Genomic DNA, 16,997 nt, shown 5'->3' with positions numbered 1-16,997 from the left:
AACATTCTAATAAACACAGATTCTACATTGTTAATGACTAAATAATCGTTTACGTCATTAATTATTTAGTCATTAGCAATGTTGTTAGTAATGTTTCCTTTTACCTGTAAAGTTCATTATCACATCAATTTCACAACTTAATTATGGCAAAACCAATAGAATTCAACTTATTTGCACCTTATAATGAAGGCGCTGCTGTCATTGGTTCTTTTTCTAACTGGGAACCGATCCCAATGCAAAAAGGTGATGATGGTTATTTTCGCACAACTGTTGAATTAGAGGACGGTACTTATCAATATAAATTTCGCGTTAAATCTAAATCTTGGTTTTTTGAACCCGACCAATCGGTAGATGTGACCGATCCTTACGCCACTAACATTGATGAATTGGGCGGACATGACAATGGCCTTATACAAATCAAAGATGGCGAACGTATTGTTGACACTTATGTTTGGCAACATGACGATCGCCCTTTGCCTGCAGACCATGAATTGGTGATTTATGAGTTACACGTTACTGACTTTTCTGGTGGTGAAGATGACCCTTATGCACGTGGCAAATACAAGCACGTTGTTGAAAAGTTAGATTATCTGTGCGAACTGGGAATTAACGCCATTGAGTTAATGCCAGTTAAAGAATACCCTGGTAGTTATAGTTGGGGTTATAATCCTCGTTTCTTTTTTGCCACAGAGTCAAGTTATGGTTCAACAGCAGAGTTGAAAAATCTTATTGATGAGTGCCATGCTAGAGGCATTCGTGTCATTATGGATGGTATTTATAACCATTCAGAAGCATCTTGTCCTCTCACACAAATCGACCACGATTATTGGTATCATCATGCTCCCCGCGATCCTGATAATAACTGGGGACCTGAATTTAATTACGAACAATATGATGAAAATTTAGAGACTTATCCTGCTCGAAAATTTATTGGGGATACGGTTCGTTTTTGGATTAGTGAATATCATCTTGACGGTATTCGTTATGATGCGGCACGGCAAATTGCTAACTATGATTTCATGCACTGGATTGTGCAGGAAACTAAAAAAACTGCTAGCATGAAGCCTTTTTATAATATTGCCGAACACATTCCTGAAACTCCTAGCATCACCAATGTAGACGGACCAATGGATGGTTGCTGGCATGATAGTTTCCTCCATACTGTTGTTGCACACCTTTGCGGTGATACCTTTGATTTAGAGCAACTCAAAGATGTCATTGACTGCAAGCGCCAAGGTTTCATGGGAAGTACAAATGTTGTGAATTACTTGGCAAACCACGATCACAATCGCCTGATAGTAGAACTAGGAAACCGCAAAGTTTTTGATGAAGATGCTTTTAAACGATTGAAGTTGGGTGCAGTTCTCCTTATGACGGCTGTAGGTGTACCCATGCTTTGGATGGGTCAAGAATTTGCAGAGTACAAGCCGAAAACACAAGAGTCATCCAAAATTGATTGGAAATTACTGGGCAATGATTTGAATCGTGGCTTATTTGAATATTACAAAGGTTTGATTAACCTGCGGAAACACAATCATGCTCTTTACACGGAAAATATTGACTTCATTCACGAAAATCCAGAGGCAAAAGTTTTAGCATACAGCCGATGGAATGATGAAGGCTCTCGTGTTGTCGTCGTCGCCAATTTCTCAGAAAACTTCTTAGGTGGGTATCATGTGCCTAACTTCCCTAGTAGTGGTACATGGCACGAATGGACTAGCAACTACGATATTGAAGCTGGTGATGATGGGATCATGACTGACTTAGGACCTTATGAAGCCAAAGTGTTTGTTTGGCAGTAAGTAAACTCCTCACCCAATACTTGTCGGTTAAGGATAGTTGAGGTGCCAGAACCCCGGTATCTTTAAGATACCGGGGTTCTCGTTTTCTCTTAACCGAGCAGTATTGACTCCTCACCTTGTTGTCAGCCAAGATCTGAGAACGAAAGATAGACCACATGAAGTGGGGTGGGCGTCCTCGTCCGCTTTCCCATCCAGAACGGGCGTGGATGCCTGTACCACAACTCTCCGAGCCAGAACGGGCGTGGATGCCTGTACCACAACTCTCCGAGCCAGAACGGGCGGGGACGCCCGTACCACAACTCTCCGAGCCAGAACGGGCGGGGACGCCCGTACCACAAGAAAATTCTGTGGTTTATTTACTTGAAAACTGGTGTATTTTATAGAGCATATATCTGTGGAATATCTAGATATCTCATCCCTTACTCTGCCTTATTGGTATTTTAATAATAAATTCAGTTCCCTGGCCTAGCATGGAATTACAAGTTAAACTACCCTTATGTTTTTCTACTACAATTTGGTAGCTAATTGATAACCCCAAACCTGTACCACTTCCTATTCGCTTAGTTGTAAAAAATGGATCGAATATTTTTTGCATAACTTCCTGAGTCATTCCAGAACCGTTGTCAGCAATCAGAATCTTTACGGTATGGTTTTCTGCAATAAATGTACGAATACAAATTTTAGGGATTAGGGATTTAGGATTGGCAATTGGGGTATTTATCTTTCTGTTCTCTAGTTCCGATTTCCCAGTCGCTATTTCCAACGCATCAATCGCATTTCCCAGTATATTCATAAAGACTTGGTTAAGTTGATTAACATAACATTCAACTTTGGGTAGGTTTCCGTATTCTTTTATAACTTGAATTTCAGGTCTTTCTACCTTGGCTTTAAATTTGTGATGTAAAATCATTAAAGTACTGTTGATTCCCTCATGAATATCAACTGGTTTCATTTCTGCTTCGTCTAAACGAGAAAAGTTACGCAGCCCTAACACAATATTTTGAATACGTGTAGTTCCTGTTTTCATTGAATTCATAATTTTGGGCAAGTCTTCTTTTAGAAAATCTAAGTCTATTTCCTGATATTTATGTTGTAGTAGCTCGGAAGAATTAGGGTATTCTAGTTGAGAAATTTCTATGAATTCTAATAATTGATTTATATAATTATTAGCATGAATAATATTGCCATGAATAAAATTGACAGGGTTATTGATTTCATGAGCAATTCCTGCCACCATTTGTCCTAAACTCGACATTTTTTCACTTTGAACTAATTGAGTTTGAGTATGTTTTAACTTCTTTATTGCTTGTTGCAATTGTTGATTTCTTCTGTGAAGTGCTTGTGTTCTCTCAGCCACTTTTTCTTCTAAGCTATGATTGTACTGCTCTAAGCGCTCGCTTGCTTGTGCTAAATTTTGATAGAGAATAGCATTTTCTAAGGAGATTGCGGCTTGAGTCGTAATCAGTTTGAGTAGTTCTAAACGATTTTGAGAAAACGCTGCAATTATCAGATTATTTTCCAAATAAAGAATACCAAGCAACTTTCCTTGATTAATAATAGGTATACACAAAAGACTCTTGGGATTTTGATCTATAATATAACTATCGGATGCTAATATTATGTGTTCATTAATATCATCAATAACTAACATTTCTTGTGTGCGTTTTACATAGTTAATCAAAGTTATCGGAACATATTGGCTAGATGTTAACGGGATTGATGGGAAATTTGTATGAGGGGGTACAGAAGCTGAGTTGGAAGTGACAGCTAAGGATAAATTTTCTCCTTCATTCAAAATCAAAGCACATTTAGAAGCTCCAGCATTTTCCATAACTACCTGCATTAAAGTAGATAGCAATTGTTCCAGTTCAATTTCCTTGGAAAGTGCAATAGAGGCTTTGATAACCGCTGTCAAATCTAGAGAGTCAGAAATACTTGTATCCGATCCAGAGAAAGTTCGATTAGTGCTACTAGTAGATACAGGTATAATACTATTAGAGGCATTTTTACTGAGTTCTAGCTGAATTTTTTTTTCTTGAAGAATAGGGGTAAATAACTGAGGATAGCGTTTTGTCAAATTGTCAGCTTTAGCTTTAGCACCCCAGCGAACATAGCCAAAGTAAGCATCTGTTAGGTAAACTTGGGCAATTTTTAATTTGTTCCATTCTAAATAAAATCTAGCAGCTAGTTCGTTAGCAAGAGCTTCTTCATTGATATACTGGTTTTGTTGAGCATATGCAATAGCATCTTCGTAAGAGTCCACAGCCTCGGCATATTCATGTTGAATCCGATGTTGCTCTGCTTTAACCAAGTAAAATTTATGCAAAAAATTCATGGGAGCATGATAAGCCCATTTCTGCATTTTTTCTTGATTAGCTATCACCATTATCCAAATTTGTTCTTGTTCTGATGGTTGAACGCTAGGATACCTTGCTAAAAGAGATAGCGAGTCATAGAAATTAAAAATCGGAAGAATTATCATCCCCAGTCCAGCATATAAATACTCTTCTGCTTTGGCTGCATATTCAATACTACGAGAGTAATCACCAAATAAATAGCAAAGTTGAAGTTTACATAAATATAAAAACAAAAGTGCAACTCCATCATTCGTCTCTAAATGGATTGGCAGCATTTTTTCTTCATCATAAGCCTCACCAATTAAACAATCAGGTTTCTCAGAAACTTGACAAAGATTGAGAACGGTTTGTCGATAAATTTCATTCCAGTAAAAGACTCTATGCTGTTTTATTTTTTGCAGAGTACTGCTGTATATTGCTATTTCTCCTTCTAGTTCTGTTAGCTCTTGACCCGTGAAATATGCAGTATAAGAATAACCATAAAGAGCATAAGCCGCAAATTCTAAATCCCCCGTCTCTAAAGCTATAGAATAAGTATTTAGCAGAGGTTTTAGTGTTTCCCTAATATGCTCTTTCCAAGGTCTAATTAAATGATGAAATACTTCTAAAACTTTTGCAGTTACAGAGCTAGTTTGTTCTCTAGTCAACAAAATTTTGCCTAGTTTGCCAAATTGATATCCAGACTCAATATCTTCTACGACTCCACAAAGCGTTAATCCATAGGTGATATAAGCAAAAGCGGATGAAGGAGCATTTCCGTATTTAATAGATAAATTAACTTGTTTAAGAATCATCAACAGAAATAACTGAGGAGAAACTGGATACACTAGAGCTGTAATACTAGAGAGAATACGCATTACTGCTAAAGGCAAAAGTTCTTTCATTTCTGGCAAATGAATTAAGGTTTCAATACTGAAATTTGCCAGATTTGAAGTTGTTATCTCTAGTTCATTTTGAATATCAGTCTGCTTGGGATTTTCTGGAAATTCCGTTCCTAACAATTTTAGAAATGATAGCGCAATGCTAATTGCTTCTATAAGTTTATTCTGCGAACCACGAGCTTGAATTATAACTTCATAAACTTTGATTTTATCTAATAGCGTTTTTGCTTTTTCCAACACAATATCTGCTATTTTTTGCATATGTTCAAAATCACCATCTAAGTATGCCGCCTCTGCTGCTTTTTCATATAAAGTGAGGCTAAGATTATAGTCTGACTCCCAACAATCAACAGTCAGTAACTGTATACCAGTATTAAAATACTTCAATGCTGCTGCATAAGCAGTTGATGCTAAAGCTTTTCTTCCAGCAATCAAATTCATATTTATCAATTCATGACGAGCGGTTGGATCGCTAATTAATTCTGCTGCTGTATTCAGTTGATTGACTAATTCAAAAATTTTTTCTTTTCGTTCTTCAACTGATATAGTACTCAACAGCAATTGTCCAATTTGTAAATGAATTATCTTTTTTTGGCTTTCGGATATTAAAGAATAAGCAGCTTGCTGTACGCGATCGTGTATAAATTTGTATTTAGGTGAGGTATATTTTTCACTGTCTTGTATAATAAGCCCTTCAAGTAAGGCTGTCCATAAGTCATTTGCCGTATCTACCTCGGATTTTTGATGTACGATCGCAAGCGTCTTTAAATCAAATTGGTTTCCTATACATGCAGCCAATTTTAAGACAGCTTGAGTTTCTCTTGCCAACTTTTCAATTTGAAGCGCCATAAATTCTAAAACGTTCTCTGTGAAAGTTAGCGCCTTCACTTTGGTAATTTCATATTGCCAAAATCTAGCCTCAAAATTAAATGTAATAGCTCCTTCTATTTGTAGTTTTTTGAGAAATTGATAACAAAAGAATGGATTACCTTGAGTTTTAGCAAATACTATTTCTGTAAGAGTTAGGGAAACTGATTTTTCATAATGAAGAGTATCAGCTATCAAAGAATTTAAGTCAAATAAACTTAAAGATTGAAGCTTAATATAACTAATAGTTGCTTGTGTCTTTTCAATAGCTTTAATTGTGAAGAACAGTGGATGTGTTTGTGAAACTTCATTATCGCGGCAAGCGCCAATTAATAATAAATTTTTTTGAAGCTGATGAGAATTTTCTATATCTTCTGGCACTGAAGATTCATTTTCATGTCTTTTTATTACAGAGGGATATGTTCTAACTGTTGTACTTGGACTCATTAATAATTCAAGAAGTTTTAACGAAGCTGCATCTGCCCATTGTAAATCGTCCAGAAAAAGAACCAGAGGATGCTCTTTAGTACCGAATACTTTAATAAATCTTTGAAACAATAAATTAAAACGATTTTGTGCAGCGATACTAGATAGTTCAGCGACTGGTGGTTGAGGACCAATAATCAATTCTAAGTTCGGAATAACATCAATAACGATCTGAGCCTGCATACCCAATGCTGCTAAAATGGCTGTTTTCCAGTGTTGAAGAACACGATCGGGTTCACTCAGGAGTTGTCTTATTAAGTCTTCAAAAGCCTGCACCAGACCCGATAAGGGAATATCGCGTTGGAACTGGTCAAATTTTCCTTTAATAAAATAACCTCGTTGTCGCAAAATGGGTTTGTGAACTTCGTTGACAACAGCAGTTTTGCCGATACCAGAAGCACCAGTAACCAACACCATTTCTGTCGTTCCACTTGTGACTCGCTCGAAGGCAGCAAGTAGAGTCTCTACTTCCTGTTGGCGACCATAGAGTTTTTCAGGAATAATAAAACGGTCTGAAATATCACGTTGTCCTAACTGGAAAGGTGTGATATTTCCAGTCTTTTGCCATTGTTGCAAACACATTTCTAAATCAGACTTTAATCCGAAACAACTTTGATAGCGATCTTCACTATTTTTTGCCATCAGTTTGCCGATCAGATCGGACAGACACTTTGGAATGTGGCAATTAATGTCGCTTGCATTTGGCGGTTGCTTGGCAATATGAGAATAGACTAACTCTATAGGATCTTTAGTGGTGAAGGGTAACTGCCCGGTAAGGAGTTCAAAAAATGTGACTCCAAGAGAATAAAAATCGCTACGGTAATCGATCCCTCGGTTCATCCTTCCGGTTTGTTCGGGGGAAATATAAGCTAATGTGCCTTCTAAAAAATTGGGATTGGTAAGGGACTGAATTTCTTTTGGGAGTAGGGACGCAATACTAAAATCTATTAACTTGACCTCAAAGGTGGTGGGATTAATTAGGATGTTTGCAGGTTTAATGTCTTTATGAATCACGTGGTGCCGATGCAACTCGTGGAGAGTAGAAGCTATTTGAACAGCAATATGGAAAAACTCTTCTAGAGGTATTGTATTTGAGACTTTGACATGATTTAAATAGTCTTTTAAAGAAACACCACCGAAATCTTCCATTACCAAAGCATAGCTGTTATTACAATGTTCCAAACTATAGGTTTGGATAATACCTGAAATATGAAGATTAGTTGCGATCGCATACTGGTTGCGAAACTGAGCAATTTGAGCAAAACTTGGATATTTGCTTTGTATTAGTTTAATAACGACTGGTTCTTGGTCATTTTCTCTAATACCCCGGCAAACTAGAGTTTTGCTGCCTGCATAAATTTTTTCCAAGATGCGATAGCCAGGAATAGTAAAAATTTTGTTTAGATGTACAGACATTTGAGCCAAAACTTCCAAAACTAATATCACCTAGTGTTCCCAAAAATCCCAGCAATCTCACAAATCAGGAGCTAAATTCATAATATTAGCCTCATCAACTGTAAAAACTTTAATAAAAAACGGTGAATACACGGTTGCTTAAACCGTGTGTTCACCGTTGTCAAACTCATGCTAGCCAAGCGTTCACTAAAATTAGATTTTAGAAATCAGTAAATTTATCAATATTGATAGCCAACAAAAATTTTCTAACTCAGTAGAGTTAATATTTTCTTTAAGTTAATCAAGAATATTATTCCGTAAATTTTCTATTGTTATTTTTAACAGCAAAAACCATCATGGTTAGAGGATGTTTGTAAAGTCATAATTTATACTAGTCCTAGCGATTAGAAATCGCACAGCAGGTGCTACAACGGGGGAAACCCCCGCAACGCACTGCCTCGACTATACAAGCGAAACCCACCTACGTGGGTTTCAAAACCTTAATTTCTCGTTAGTTCGCGCAGGCGGACTTTGTTTGTATAGTAGCTCATTATATGAGACCAAAACTTTTAAAACATCCTCTATGTAACTTTGATTTTATGCTCAAAAAAATATACTAAGGTTGAATAAACTCCTTTCAGTTCATCCTATGGATTTGCCTTGCCATAAAAAGTTACTCAAGTAAAGAACAATTCTCCTAGAATCTTGATTTTTTTATGAACTCTGTACTTCAACTAATTGAAGAAAAAAAGCAAAATTTTTCTCAAAATCCCTTATTTGAATTTATGCGAGATAAAAGCATAAATCCTATGAAAAGGTTGGCTTGGGCACCCTATGCAGCTCCCTTTATAATGAATTTTGGAGAGTTAAACAAATACGTTTTTCGACAAGAACCAACCACAGATCCAATACAGAAAATAATCAACAAACATACATATGAAGATGACCATCATTGGTTGTGGTTTTTGCAAGACTTACAAAAGTTAGGTTTTGACCAGCAACACGGTTTTGTTGATACCCTCAAATTTCTTTGGGGTGAAGAAACCAAAGCTTCACGATGGTTAACCCATCAACTTTGTCACTATGCTTTACAAGCTGACCCTATCCAAAAGCTGATAGTTGTTGAAGTTACGGAAGCAACAGGAAATGTGATGTTTTCAGTTGCCGCAAAACTTGGTCAAGAGATTAAATCAATGACAGAACACGAATGCTTATATTTTGCTGATTTTCATTTAACTGTAGAAACTGGTCATACTATAGGTTTATCAGGATGCGAGGAATTTATAACAGACATTCAATTGACAGAAGAAACTCGCCAAAAGCTTTTTGGAATTGTTGAAGAAGTCTTTACTGTTTTCACAACCTTTACAAATGAGCTTTTAATGTATGCTAAAAGCTCCGAGAATCAACAATTGTTGAAATCTGCATAAGCTTTATCATTTGTCATTTAGTTTCTCTCACTCCCTCACTCCCTCACTCCCTCATTCCCTCATTCCCTAACTCATTTCTCTTCGTGTCCTTTGCGTCTTTGCGGTTCAATTAAATAGATAATCTTTGGACGGGACAGGAGTAATCCCGAAAACATATATTTGAGGATAAAAAATAATGAATTCAACAACTAACTTTTTTGAATATTTAATTATCGGTGCTGGTCCAGCAGGAATACAGTTAGGATATTTCTTAGAAAAATCCAAACGGAGTTACATAATTTTAGAATCTGGAACCAATGCTGGAACTTTTTTTAAAAACTTTCCACGACATCAAAAATTGATTTCTATTAATAAAGTTTACACAGGGTATAACGATACAGAAATCAATCTGAGATGGGACTGGAATTCTCTATTGAACGATCATCAAGAAATTTCGTTTAAGAATTACAGCAAGGAATACTTTCCAAATACAGAAGACCTTGTCAGATATCTCAATGATTTTACTGCTCGCTTTCACCTTAAAGTTAAGTATGGTTGTCAAGTTGTCAGAATTGCTAAACAGAATGCCTTTGAAGTTACAGATAGTAATAACAATGTTTATTATGCAGAGCGTCTGATTGTGGCAACGGGTTTTCAAAAACCTTACATTCCTTCTATTTCTGGCATTGAATTGGCAGAAAAATACACTGATGTTTCCATAAATCCTGAAGACTTTATCAACCAAAAAGTCTTGATTATTGGTAAAGGTAATTCTGGTTTTGAAACTGCCGATCATCTTATTGGAACTGCTGCATCAATTCACATAGTTAGTAGAACTCCTTTATCTATGGCATGGAAAACCAGGTATGTGGGAAATCTACGGGCTGTTAACAATAATTTTTTGGATACGTACCAACTCAAATCACAAAATGCTGTTTTGGATGCCAGTATTAGTAAAATAGAGTTTCGAGATGGTAAATATTTGGTGTCTTTTTCTTACAGTCATGCTAGCGGAGAAAAAGAAGAGATAATTTACGATCGCGTTATTGTTTGTACTGGATTTCGCTTCGATGATTCTATTTTTGATGAATCATGTAAACCTGACTTAGTTATCAATAACCGTTTTCCCGATCAAACGAGTGAATGGGAATCTACCAACATCAAGGACTTGTATTTTGCCGGAACACTCATGCATATGCGCGATTATCGCAAGAAGCAATCCGGTTTTATTCATGGATTTCGCTATAATGTTCGGGCTTTGAATTCCATCTTACAGCATAAATACCATCAGGAGCAATTACCCCATCAGATTGTTAAAGTGACTCCTAAAACTTTAACAGAAGCAATTCTCAATAGAGTCAATACAAGTTCAGGATTGTGGCAACAAACAGGATTTTTGTGTGACTTAATAGTTTTATCAAATGACGAACAAGTTGCCAAATATTATCAGGAACTCCCTAAAGACTATATACATGAAAACCAATTGACTCATTGCAATCATTGCTACACAATCTCTTTAGAGTTTGGGTCTGAAGTGGATGAGATGTCAGATCCTTTTGCCATCAATCGCGTTCACAAAGATGATTTTGAAAATGCTTCTCTAAGTGCTTTCATTCATCCAGTTGTTCGGTGTTTCTGTTATGGCAAGTTAATTGCAGAACACCACATCATTGAAGATTTGGCAAGCGAATGGTTAGAGGAAGTGCATATTAAACCACTCCTCGCATTCTTAGAGCATCAGCTTTCAAATTCACTGATGCCTGTTGGTAATTGAAACAAACACTTCGCTCTCTATTACTAAAGGAAAGAAAACAAAATGAAAGCGTTACAGGTGTGTGTCATTGGAGCTGGAGTTAGCGGTTTAGTTTCAGCTAAGACTTTTCTTGAAGAAGGTTATCATGTCACAGTTTTTGAGAAACAGACGGGGCTAGGTGGTGTATGGGAAAAGTCAAGGGCTTACCCAGGACTTTCTATCCAGAATCCCCGAGATACATATGCGTTCTCAGACTATCCCATGCCAAGCTCCTATCCAGAATGGCCATCAGGGGAGCAAATATGTGCTTACTTAGAATCTTACGCACAGCACTTTGATGTTCTAGAAAAAATTCGGTTTGGTGCGGAAGTGACTGCAGTCAAAAAGTTTGAGTCTCAAGCTGAAGATCGCCCAATGTGGATTGTTAACGTCAATTTTCAAGACGATGCTCGAGGTGGTGTCAAACAAGAGCAGTTCGAGTTCGACTTTGTCGTGGTGTGCAATGGGACTCTTAGTATCCCCAATACACCCAATTTCCCAGGAATGAAAGAGTTCATAGCATCTGGAGGGAAAATATTACACTCGACTCAATTTTACGATCGCTCTCAAATTGAGGGCAAACGCGTTGTTGTTGTAGGTTTTGGTAAATCAGCTACTGATATAGCTACAGTTACTGCTACCGAAGCAAAAGAGTGTACGCTTGTTTTCCGTCAAGTATTGTGGAAAATTCCTAAGTTTTTCCTGGGTCTGATCAATGTCAAATATGTTCTCTTAACACGGTTTGCAGAATCTTGGATGCCTTACCGCACGCTTCAAGGGTGGGAGAAAATTCTGCACACTATTGGAAAACCTCTTGTGTGGGCTTTCTGGCGAGCTAACGAGACGCTGTTACGCTTGCAGTTTTCTCTTGATGCTTGTAGGATGCTTCCCGATCAACCTATCAACAAACTCATAGGCTGTAGCATTGGTTTAGCCCCTCAAGGCTTTTTCGAACTCGTGCGCTCGGGTAAAATTCATCCGAAAAAAACAGGAATCAAAGAGTTTTCTAGTACTGGGTTGAAGCTGGAAAACGGAGAGGATTTGGATGCAGATGTTGTTATATTTGGAACAGGATTTCGTCAAGATATCCCCTTTTTGGAAAAGAAATATCTTCGGCAAATTATAGACGAAAAAAGTATAATTCATCTATACCGCCATCTGATTCATCCTCTAGTTCCACAGATGGGTTTTGTTGGCTATAACTATAGCGGATGTGCTCAATTAACATCAGAAATAGGTGCTCGATGGCTAGTAGAGTATTTTAAAGGAAACTTAACTTTGCCATCTCAGGAGGAAATTCTTGAAGATATAGAAGCAGAGTTGGAATGGAGAAAGAAAGAAAGACCATACGCTATATTGGGTGGAGCATGCATTACTCCATTTACTTTTCATTACATAGATGAACTGATGAAAGACATGGGCCTTAAGAAGAGGAGAAAACCGTGGAATCCGATTGGAGAATTTATGATGCCAGCCGATCCGTCTGCCTACAAAAATCTTCGACAGGAATTGCTAGCTAATAAATCTTGATTGTCTCCAGATCCCCGACTTCTTTGAGAAGTCGGGGATCTAAGTAGAGGCGTCAGAACCCCGGTAACTTCTACGAAACCGGGGTTCTAATTTCTCAAACTAATTACAAAACTGTGCCAACTTCCTTGAGATAAACCCGTGTAAACGGTTCATCCTCTCCCAAAGAATATTCTTCAATCAACCCCTTACGTCTGATGGAAACATTGTCTCGTCTTCTGATCACAACAGTGGAGTCCTCAAAAATATCCCGTGCTAGTATCATCTCAGTTTCCGTAGGGTTATCTAGAACGACTATATTACTGCCGTAATAGAACATTCCTTCCTTCTCTAAAATTTCTCCTTCATACTCAGCAATCAGCAAATCAAGTTTGGGATTGCGTAGCAATGTTAGGAGGTTGACGTTGTAATCCTTATTAAGGATTTTTGCCGCACGATTGACGAAAACTCCGTCACGACAAACAGCACCTACTGTCCAGTCAGGATGTTGTAAAAGAATATGGTCTATTGTTTCTTGAAGGTCATGTACGGAGATGTTGTTAAAGGTAATTATGGGTATTCTGGCATCTGTACCTGACTTATAAAAAGTTTCTAGGATATGTGAAGGGACATCAACGCTTTCTCCTATAGCAGGGTTAAGATGCATCAAAATTCCTGGCGCAGCGTTAATTTCTAGGATGGCAAAGTCCCCTGACTTCCAAGATTCGTTAAGATTTCGAGCAATGACATCGATCCCCAAGCAAATGAGTCGGAAGTGTTGGGCAATGTCTTGCGCCAAAATAATATTGTCAGGGTGAATGTCACGGGTTGCATCAATGCTGACTCCTCCTGATGAGAGGTTAGCAACTTTGCGAAGATAAACTTTACGATCTTTCTCAATGATGCTATCGAGTGACAAGCGCTGCTGTTCGAGGTACTGTTCCATTGCCTCATCAGACTGAATTTTAGCCATTGCTGAGGTTGGAGTGTCCCACCGTCCTGGTTTTCGGTTTTCTTCTCGGATTAATTCTTCAATGGTTGAGTCCCCGTCACCGACTACCCATGCAGGACGACGTTCCGTAACAGCAACAAATCTACCATTGACACATAGCAGTCGATAATCGGCACCTATAATGCTTTTCTCAACGATGATACGGCTTGGCTCGTTTTCTGGAATTGCCTTGAGTGCGCGATCGAAAGCAGATTCTAGTTCGTACTCGTCTCGCACTTCTGCTGTGACTCCAATTCCTTTGTGACCAACGACTGGTTTCACTGCTACTGGGTAACCAATCTCTCTAGCGACTGAGAGTGCTTCCCTTTCTGTAATAACAATATCTCCCTTAGGAACTGGGAATCCCAAAGTACTCAAAAAAGCTTTACAGTCATCTTTACGGGTTGTGAAGTCGGAATCTACATGGCTGTCACAATCAAATGTTGTGGCTACACCCCGAACCTGTTTCTTGCCATACCCGTACTGGGTGAGTCCTTCATCCCACAGGTAAAAGGCAGGAATACCTTTTCTAGAAGCTGTTCGCAGTAAAGCGTAGACTGTTGGCCCACCGTAGACAGATTGCCGAAATCTCTTTTGAAGGTTTGAAATTTGTTCGTCAAAGGTAATTTCTTTGTCTCGAGTTATGGCTTCAAACCAATCCCAAACAAAGTAAACAACAGCCCGTGTTGTGCGTTCGTGCAGTGACTGCAAGCTAATCCTCGTAAAATTCGGATACGGTTTTATACCCCATCTGTCGAGGTGCAAATCCATTTGCAGCTTTCCAACTTCTGATAAAGTTCGGGCAAACAGATGAGCATAGGAGTCGTATGTTTCGTTACCCAAATTTGGATAGCGATCGCTAATGACTGCAACATACTCCTCTACAGGCAGAGGTTGTGTCAATTCAGTCAAAGTAAAATCAAATACCAATGCCCCTGTTTCTAAATAGGGATTTGCTCCAACGAAATGCTTAAAGTTGAAAATATCGAACGCATCAGTCTTTCTTGCGTTAACGCGGATTGGGTCTGCAACTCTGTCTTGAACCATTGACTCTAGACCTTTGGCTAAACACCGGAACCTGGAGGTATATATGCTTTTATGCTTTCTCCAGACTGAGTTACTATCTCTATAAATTGATTACTCTTTGGGAAGCGATGGCACCAGCCCGCGCCACACCACACGCGTTACACTTGACTTAAGCATCAAATGCTACGCTTACGCCTGCTTATTGTAACTCCAATATAATGATTTTTAGTTATCCTAAAGGCATAATCTTGAGTTCTCCCTCGGTTTAAAACACGAGGGATTCTACATGGTTGTTACTCCGTGCTCTAAAGAGGCACTCCGTAACGTATTACGAAATGAATTCTTTAGATCGCGGAACAAATCATACCGATGTGGCAGACTCAAAACTGCCCTACCCACCTTAACTAGAACAAGTCCTAGCTGTGTGGCTACTTTCTTTGCAATGTTGGCTGCGCCGTTGCAATCCGCATTGATTAAAAAACCTTTTTTGGTTTTGTAAAGACCACGTTCAATTCTTTCACCTGATGGCTTCCATCCGTCGGGTTTTTCACCAAATGTAGGTAGGAAATCATCATCCAAAAATGAACTCTTGGAGGTGTAGCTCTCTTCAGTAATTGTTAAAACAATCCCGTATTCAGGACAAAGTTGTTTAAGCCGTTCAATCAATCTAGCAGTCGGGATTGGCACAAAATTTTGGTTCCCACGCTTGCCCATATCGGAACCATTTTTCTGCCCTTCATTCCAACCGATAATAAGATTTCCAATACCATCAGCAAGACATCGATTAATAATGAATCTTGCTGCTTTATTAATAGCATCACGCATCTGATTATTGCGTTTGCGTTGAATCCTATCAAGATTTGAATCCCAGTAGAAATCAGACTTTCCCTGCTTATATTTGGCAACAATCCGACAATAAGCTTGATTCATTGAACTTAACTTTCTCCCATCAATGATTAAGCTTTGTCCCAGTGTTGAAACACCTGTTAGCCAGTTATTTCCACCGTGGTCAAAACTCCATGCTTGGGTGTAATCAAGATTGGGATTAATTTCAACAATCTGTTTACCGTCATCGATAACCCAATCAATCCACAACTGACCGTAACAAGGACGAACTGTCACTTCTTTAACCCAATCCGAATCAATGAATTCAGGCAAGGGTACAGCAATTTCAGTTAACAAATGCGGTTTGGTTTCTCTACTAATTGATGGATAAAAACAACCATCTTTATAAGTAAGTGCTTGTCTTGGGAACGTAACTGCCGCAAGTCCACCGCTTTTCCTATATTGTGGTAACGCGGGTCTGTCTACCTCACCTCTGTAGTAGGCATTAACCAATCCATTGTAAGAAGTAATTGATTCCCCTACAGATTTCAATGTTTGCTGTGCCGCTTGTGCAGCCAGAGCCTTGTAATGTGGATTATCCTTAAGAACTTTATCTAGTTCGGGATAAGTCGTAAAACATTTGTATGTCTTCCAACCGTGCCGCAATTCATCACCACGCCAATAAGTTGTGAATGCATTATCAGACTCTTCAAGTCTTGAATAATGAGTTTGACGAACATGATAAAGAGCACAATTAATCAAACTGTTAGCGTGTTGGCATTGGTCAATCCAAAACGCTTCTTCAATATCTGTGAACCTTGCCTTAACTGGTAAAGTTTTGTACACTTGTCATCACCTCCTGTTGTTGATTATCTTAGTGACTACATACAAAGTCAACAACAGGTTAAAACCTGTTGGGTCGGGTTTCATCCCCTCGTTAAAACTGAGGGGTTCTCACCCTCCCATTATATTTTGATAGAATAAGGGAACAGGGCACGGGGAACAGGGAACAGGAAAATCTTGACCTAGTTCGTTATTTATCCTTCATTAGACCGAGCCATAACATACAACTTTTGAAAGTAGTCGCAATACCTTTGTATTTTTTATACTTACTCGATAACTGTAGTATAATTCTAGGAGATGACATAGTTATGATTAACACACAAGTTGTTCTTAGAAATGAAGTCCAACACCTTGCAGAGGAAGCTTTTCACCACAAACTGATTTCTGGATACGGAGATGGGCCAAACAATAACGAGTATCAAATCGTTTTTCAAGGAAAGCCCAGACATTTTTCGTTAGAAGAGGCACGCTCTTTTCTGTGTGAGTTACTTTTTGACAGCCAGGAGGTTCTTAATTCCTAATTAAGTGTAGTGAACTTACGTGCGTGCGTGCGTGCGTGCGTGCGATCGCCCAGAAATTTGCCTTCGTTGAAATAAGTCAAGACCATTTAATAAAACTTTTTTTTCAGATAACTTTTAGGACATCGCCTCCAACTCTCTTTCCCAATGAGATACAGAGTCGCCGAATAAGGATATTTCCAAGAAATGGATTAGCCCATCTTGTGGGACGGGCGTCCCGCCTGTCCTGTATTAGTGGTGTGTATTAGTGGCGGTGTGCATTAGTGGTGTGTATTAGTGGCGGGGGGGGGGGGGCCCCC

Annotated in this window: 9 protein-coding genes; 6 read left to right on the top strand and 3 right to left on the bottom strand. The window is 38.5% G+C overall.

Annotated features, from left to right (window positions below):
• Window positions 1–143 precede the first annotated feature (143 nt).
• Together WA1_RS22735 and WA1_RS22730 are read left to right on the top strand one after the other, a co-directional pair.
• On the top strand, window positions 144–1,802 hold the full coding sequence (locus WA1_RS22735; RefSeq protein ID WP_017744387.1) for an alpha-amylase family glycosyl hydrolase: 1,659 nt from the start codon (window positions 144–146) through the stop codon (window positions 1,800–1,802).
• 155 nt (window positions 1,803–1,957) lie between these two features.
• Complete coding sequence (locus tag WA1_RS22730; RefSeq protein ID WP_066612978.1) at window positions 1,958–2,185, top strand: hypothetical protein; 228 nt, start codon at window positions 1,958–1,960, stop codon at window positions 2,183–2,185.
• 29 nt (window positions 2,186–2,214) lie between these two features.
• Here the strand turns inward: WA1_RS22730 and WA1_RS22725 are convergent, their stop codons facing one another.
• A complete protein-coding gene (locus WA1_RS22725) occupies window positions 2,215–7,809 on the bottom strand; it encodes an ATP-binding sensor histidine kinase (protein WP_026134759.1) in 5,595 nt (1,864 codons plus the stop codon).
• Window positions 7,810–8,504: 695 nt separating this feature from the next.
• Between WA1_RS22725 and WA1_RS22720 the strand changes: the two genes are divergently transcribed.
• The 3 genes from WA1_RS22720 to WA1_RS22710 all read left to right on the top strand — a co-directional run bounded on the left by WA1_RS22720 (window position 8,505) and on the right by WA1_RS22710 (window position 12,519).
• Entirely contained in the window at window positions 8,505–9,218 is a 714-nt protein-coding gene (locus tag WA1_RS22720) for a hypothetical protein (RefSeq protein ID WP_017744390.1), read from the top strand.
• 175 nt (window positions 9,219–9,393) lie between these two features.
• Window positions 9,394–10,971, top strand: coding sequence for an NAD(P)-binding domain-containing protein (locus tag WA1_RS22715; protein ID WP_017744391.1), 1,578 nt, complete (start codon window positions 9,394–9,396; stop codon window positions 10,969–10,971).
• Window positions 10,972–11,013: 42 nt separating this feature from the next.
• On the top strand, window positions 11,014–12,519 hold the full coding sequence (locus WA1_RS22710) for a flavin-containing monooxygenase (RefSeq protein WP_017744392.1): 1,506 nt from the start codon (window positions 11,014–11,016) through the stop codon (window positions 12,517–12,519).
• Between the two features lie 103 nt (window positions 12,520–12,622).
• Here the strand turns inward: WA1_RS22710 and WA1_RS22705 are convergent, their stop codons facing one another.
• Window positions 12,623–14,533, bottom strand: a complete 1,911-nt coding sequence (locus tag WA1_RS22705; RefSeq protein WP_017744393.1) for an ATP-binding protein — start codon at window positions 14,531–14,533, stop codon at window positions 12,623–12,625.
• Window positions 14,534–14,794: 261 nt separating this feature from the next.
• Window positions 14,795–16,183 carry an RNA-guided endonuclease InsQ/TnpB family protein gene (locus WA1_RS22700; RefSeq protein WP_017744394.1) on the bottom strand — a complete coding sequence of 463 codons (1,389 nt, stop codon included), beginning with the start codon at window positions 16,181–16,183 and terminating at the stop codon, window positions 14,795–14,797.
• A gap of 305 nt (window positions 16,184–16,488) precedes the next feature.
• Between WA1_RS22700 and WA1_RS22695 the strand changes: the two genes are divergently transcribed.
• Window positions 16,489–16,701 carry a hypothetical protein gene (locus WA1_RS22695; RefSeq protein WP_026134761.1) on the top strand — a complete coding sequence of 71 codons (213 nt, stop codon included), beginning with the start codon at window positions 16,489–16,491 and terminating at the stop codon, window positions 16,699–16,701.
• Window positions 16,702–16,997: the final 296 nt, after the last annotated feature.

Origin of the sequence: Scytonema hofmannii PCC 7110 (genome assembly GCF_000346485.2) — a bacterium.
Lineage (GTDB): Bacteria > Cyanobacteriota > Cyanobacteriia > Cyanobacteriales > Nostocaceae > Scytonema > Scytonema hofmannii.
The sequence above is the reverse complement of the archived record's forward strand: the minus strand, read 5'-3'. Positions and strand labels throughout refer to the sequence as shown.

Bases quoted from the DNA above. Each gene is read 5' to 3' on its own strand.
- WA1_RS22735 (WP_017744387.1), top strand. From the start codon at position 144: ATGGCAAAACCAATAGAATTCAACTTATTTGCACCTTATAATGAAGGC.
- WA1_RS22730 (WP_066612978.1), top strand. From the start codon at position 1,958: ATGAAGTGGGGTGGGCGTCCTCGTCCGCTTTCCCATCCAGAACGGGCG.
- WA1_RS22725 (WP_026134759.1), bottom strand. From the start codon at position 7,809: ATGTCTGTACATCTAAACAAAATTTTTACTATTCCTGGCTATCGCATC.
- WA1_RS22720 (WP_017744390.1), top strand. From the start codon at position 8,505: ATGAACTCTGTACTTCAACTAATTGAAGAAAAAAAGCAAAATTTTTCT.
- WA1_RS22715 (WP_017744391.1), top strand. From the start codon at position 9,394: ATGAATTCAACAACTAACTTTTTTGAATATTTAATTATCGGTGCTGGT.
- WA1_RS22710 (WP_017744392.1), top strand. From the start codon at position 11,014: ATGAAAGCGTTACAGGTGTGTGTCATTGGAGCTGGAGTTAGCGGTTTA.
- WA1_RS22705 (WP_017744393.1), bottom strand. From the start codon at position 14,533: ATGGTTCAAGACAGAGTTGCAGACCCAATCCGCGTTAACGCAAGAAAG.
- WA1_RS22695 (WP_026134761.1), top strand. From the start codon at position 16,489: ATGATTAACACACAAGTTGTTCTTAGAAATGAAGTCCAACACCTTGCA.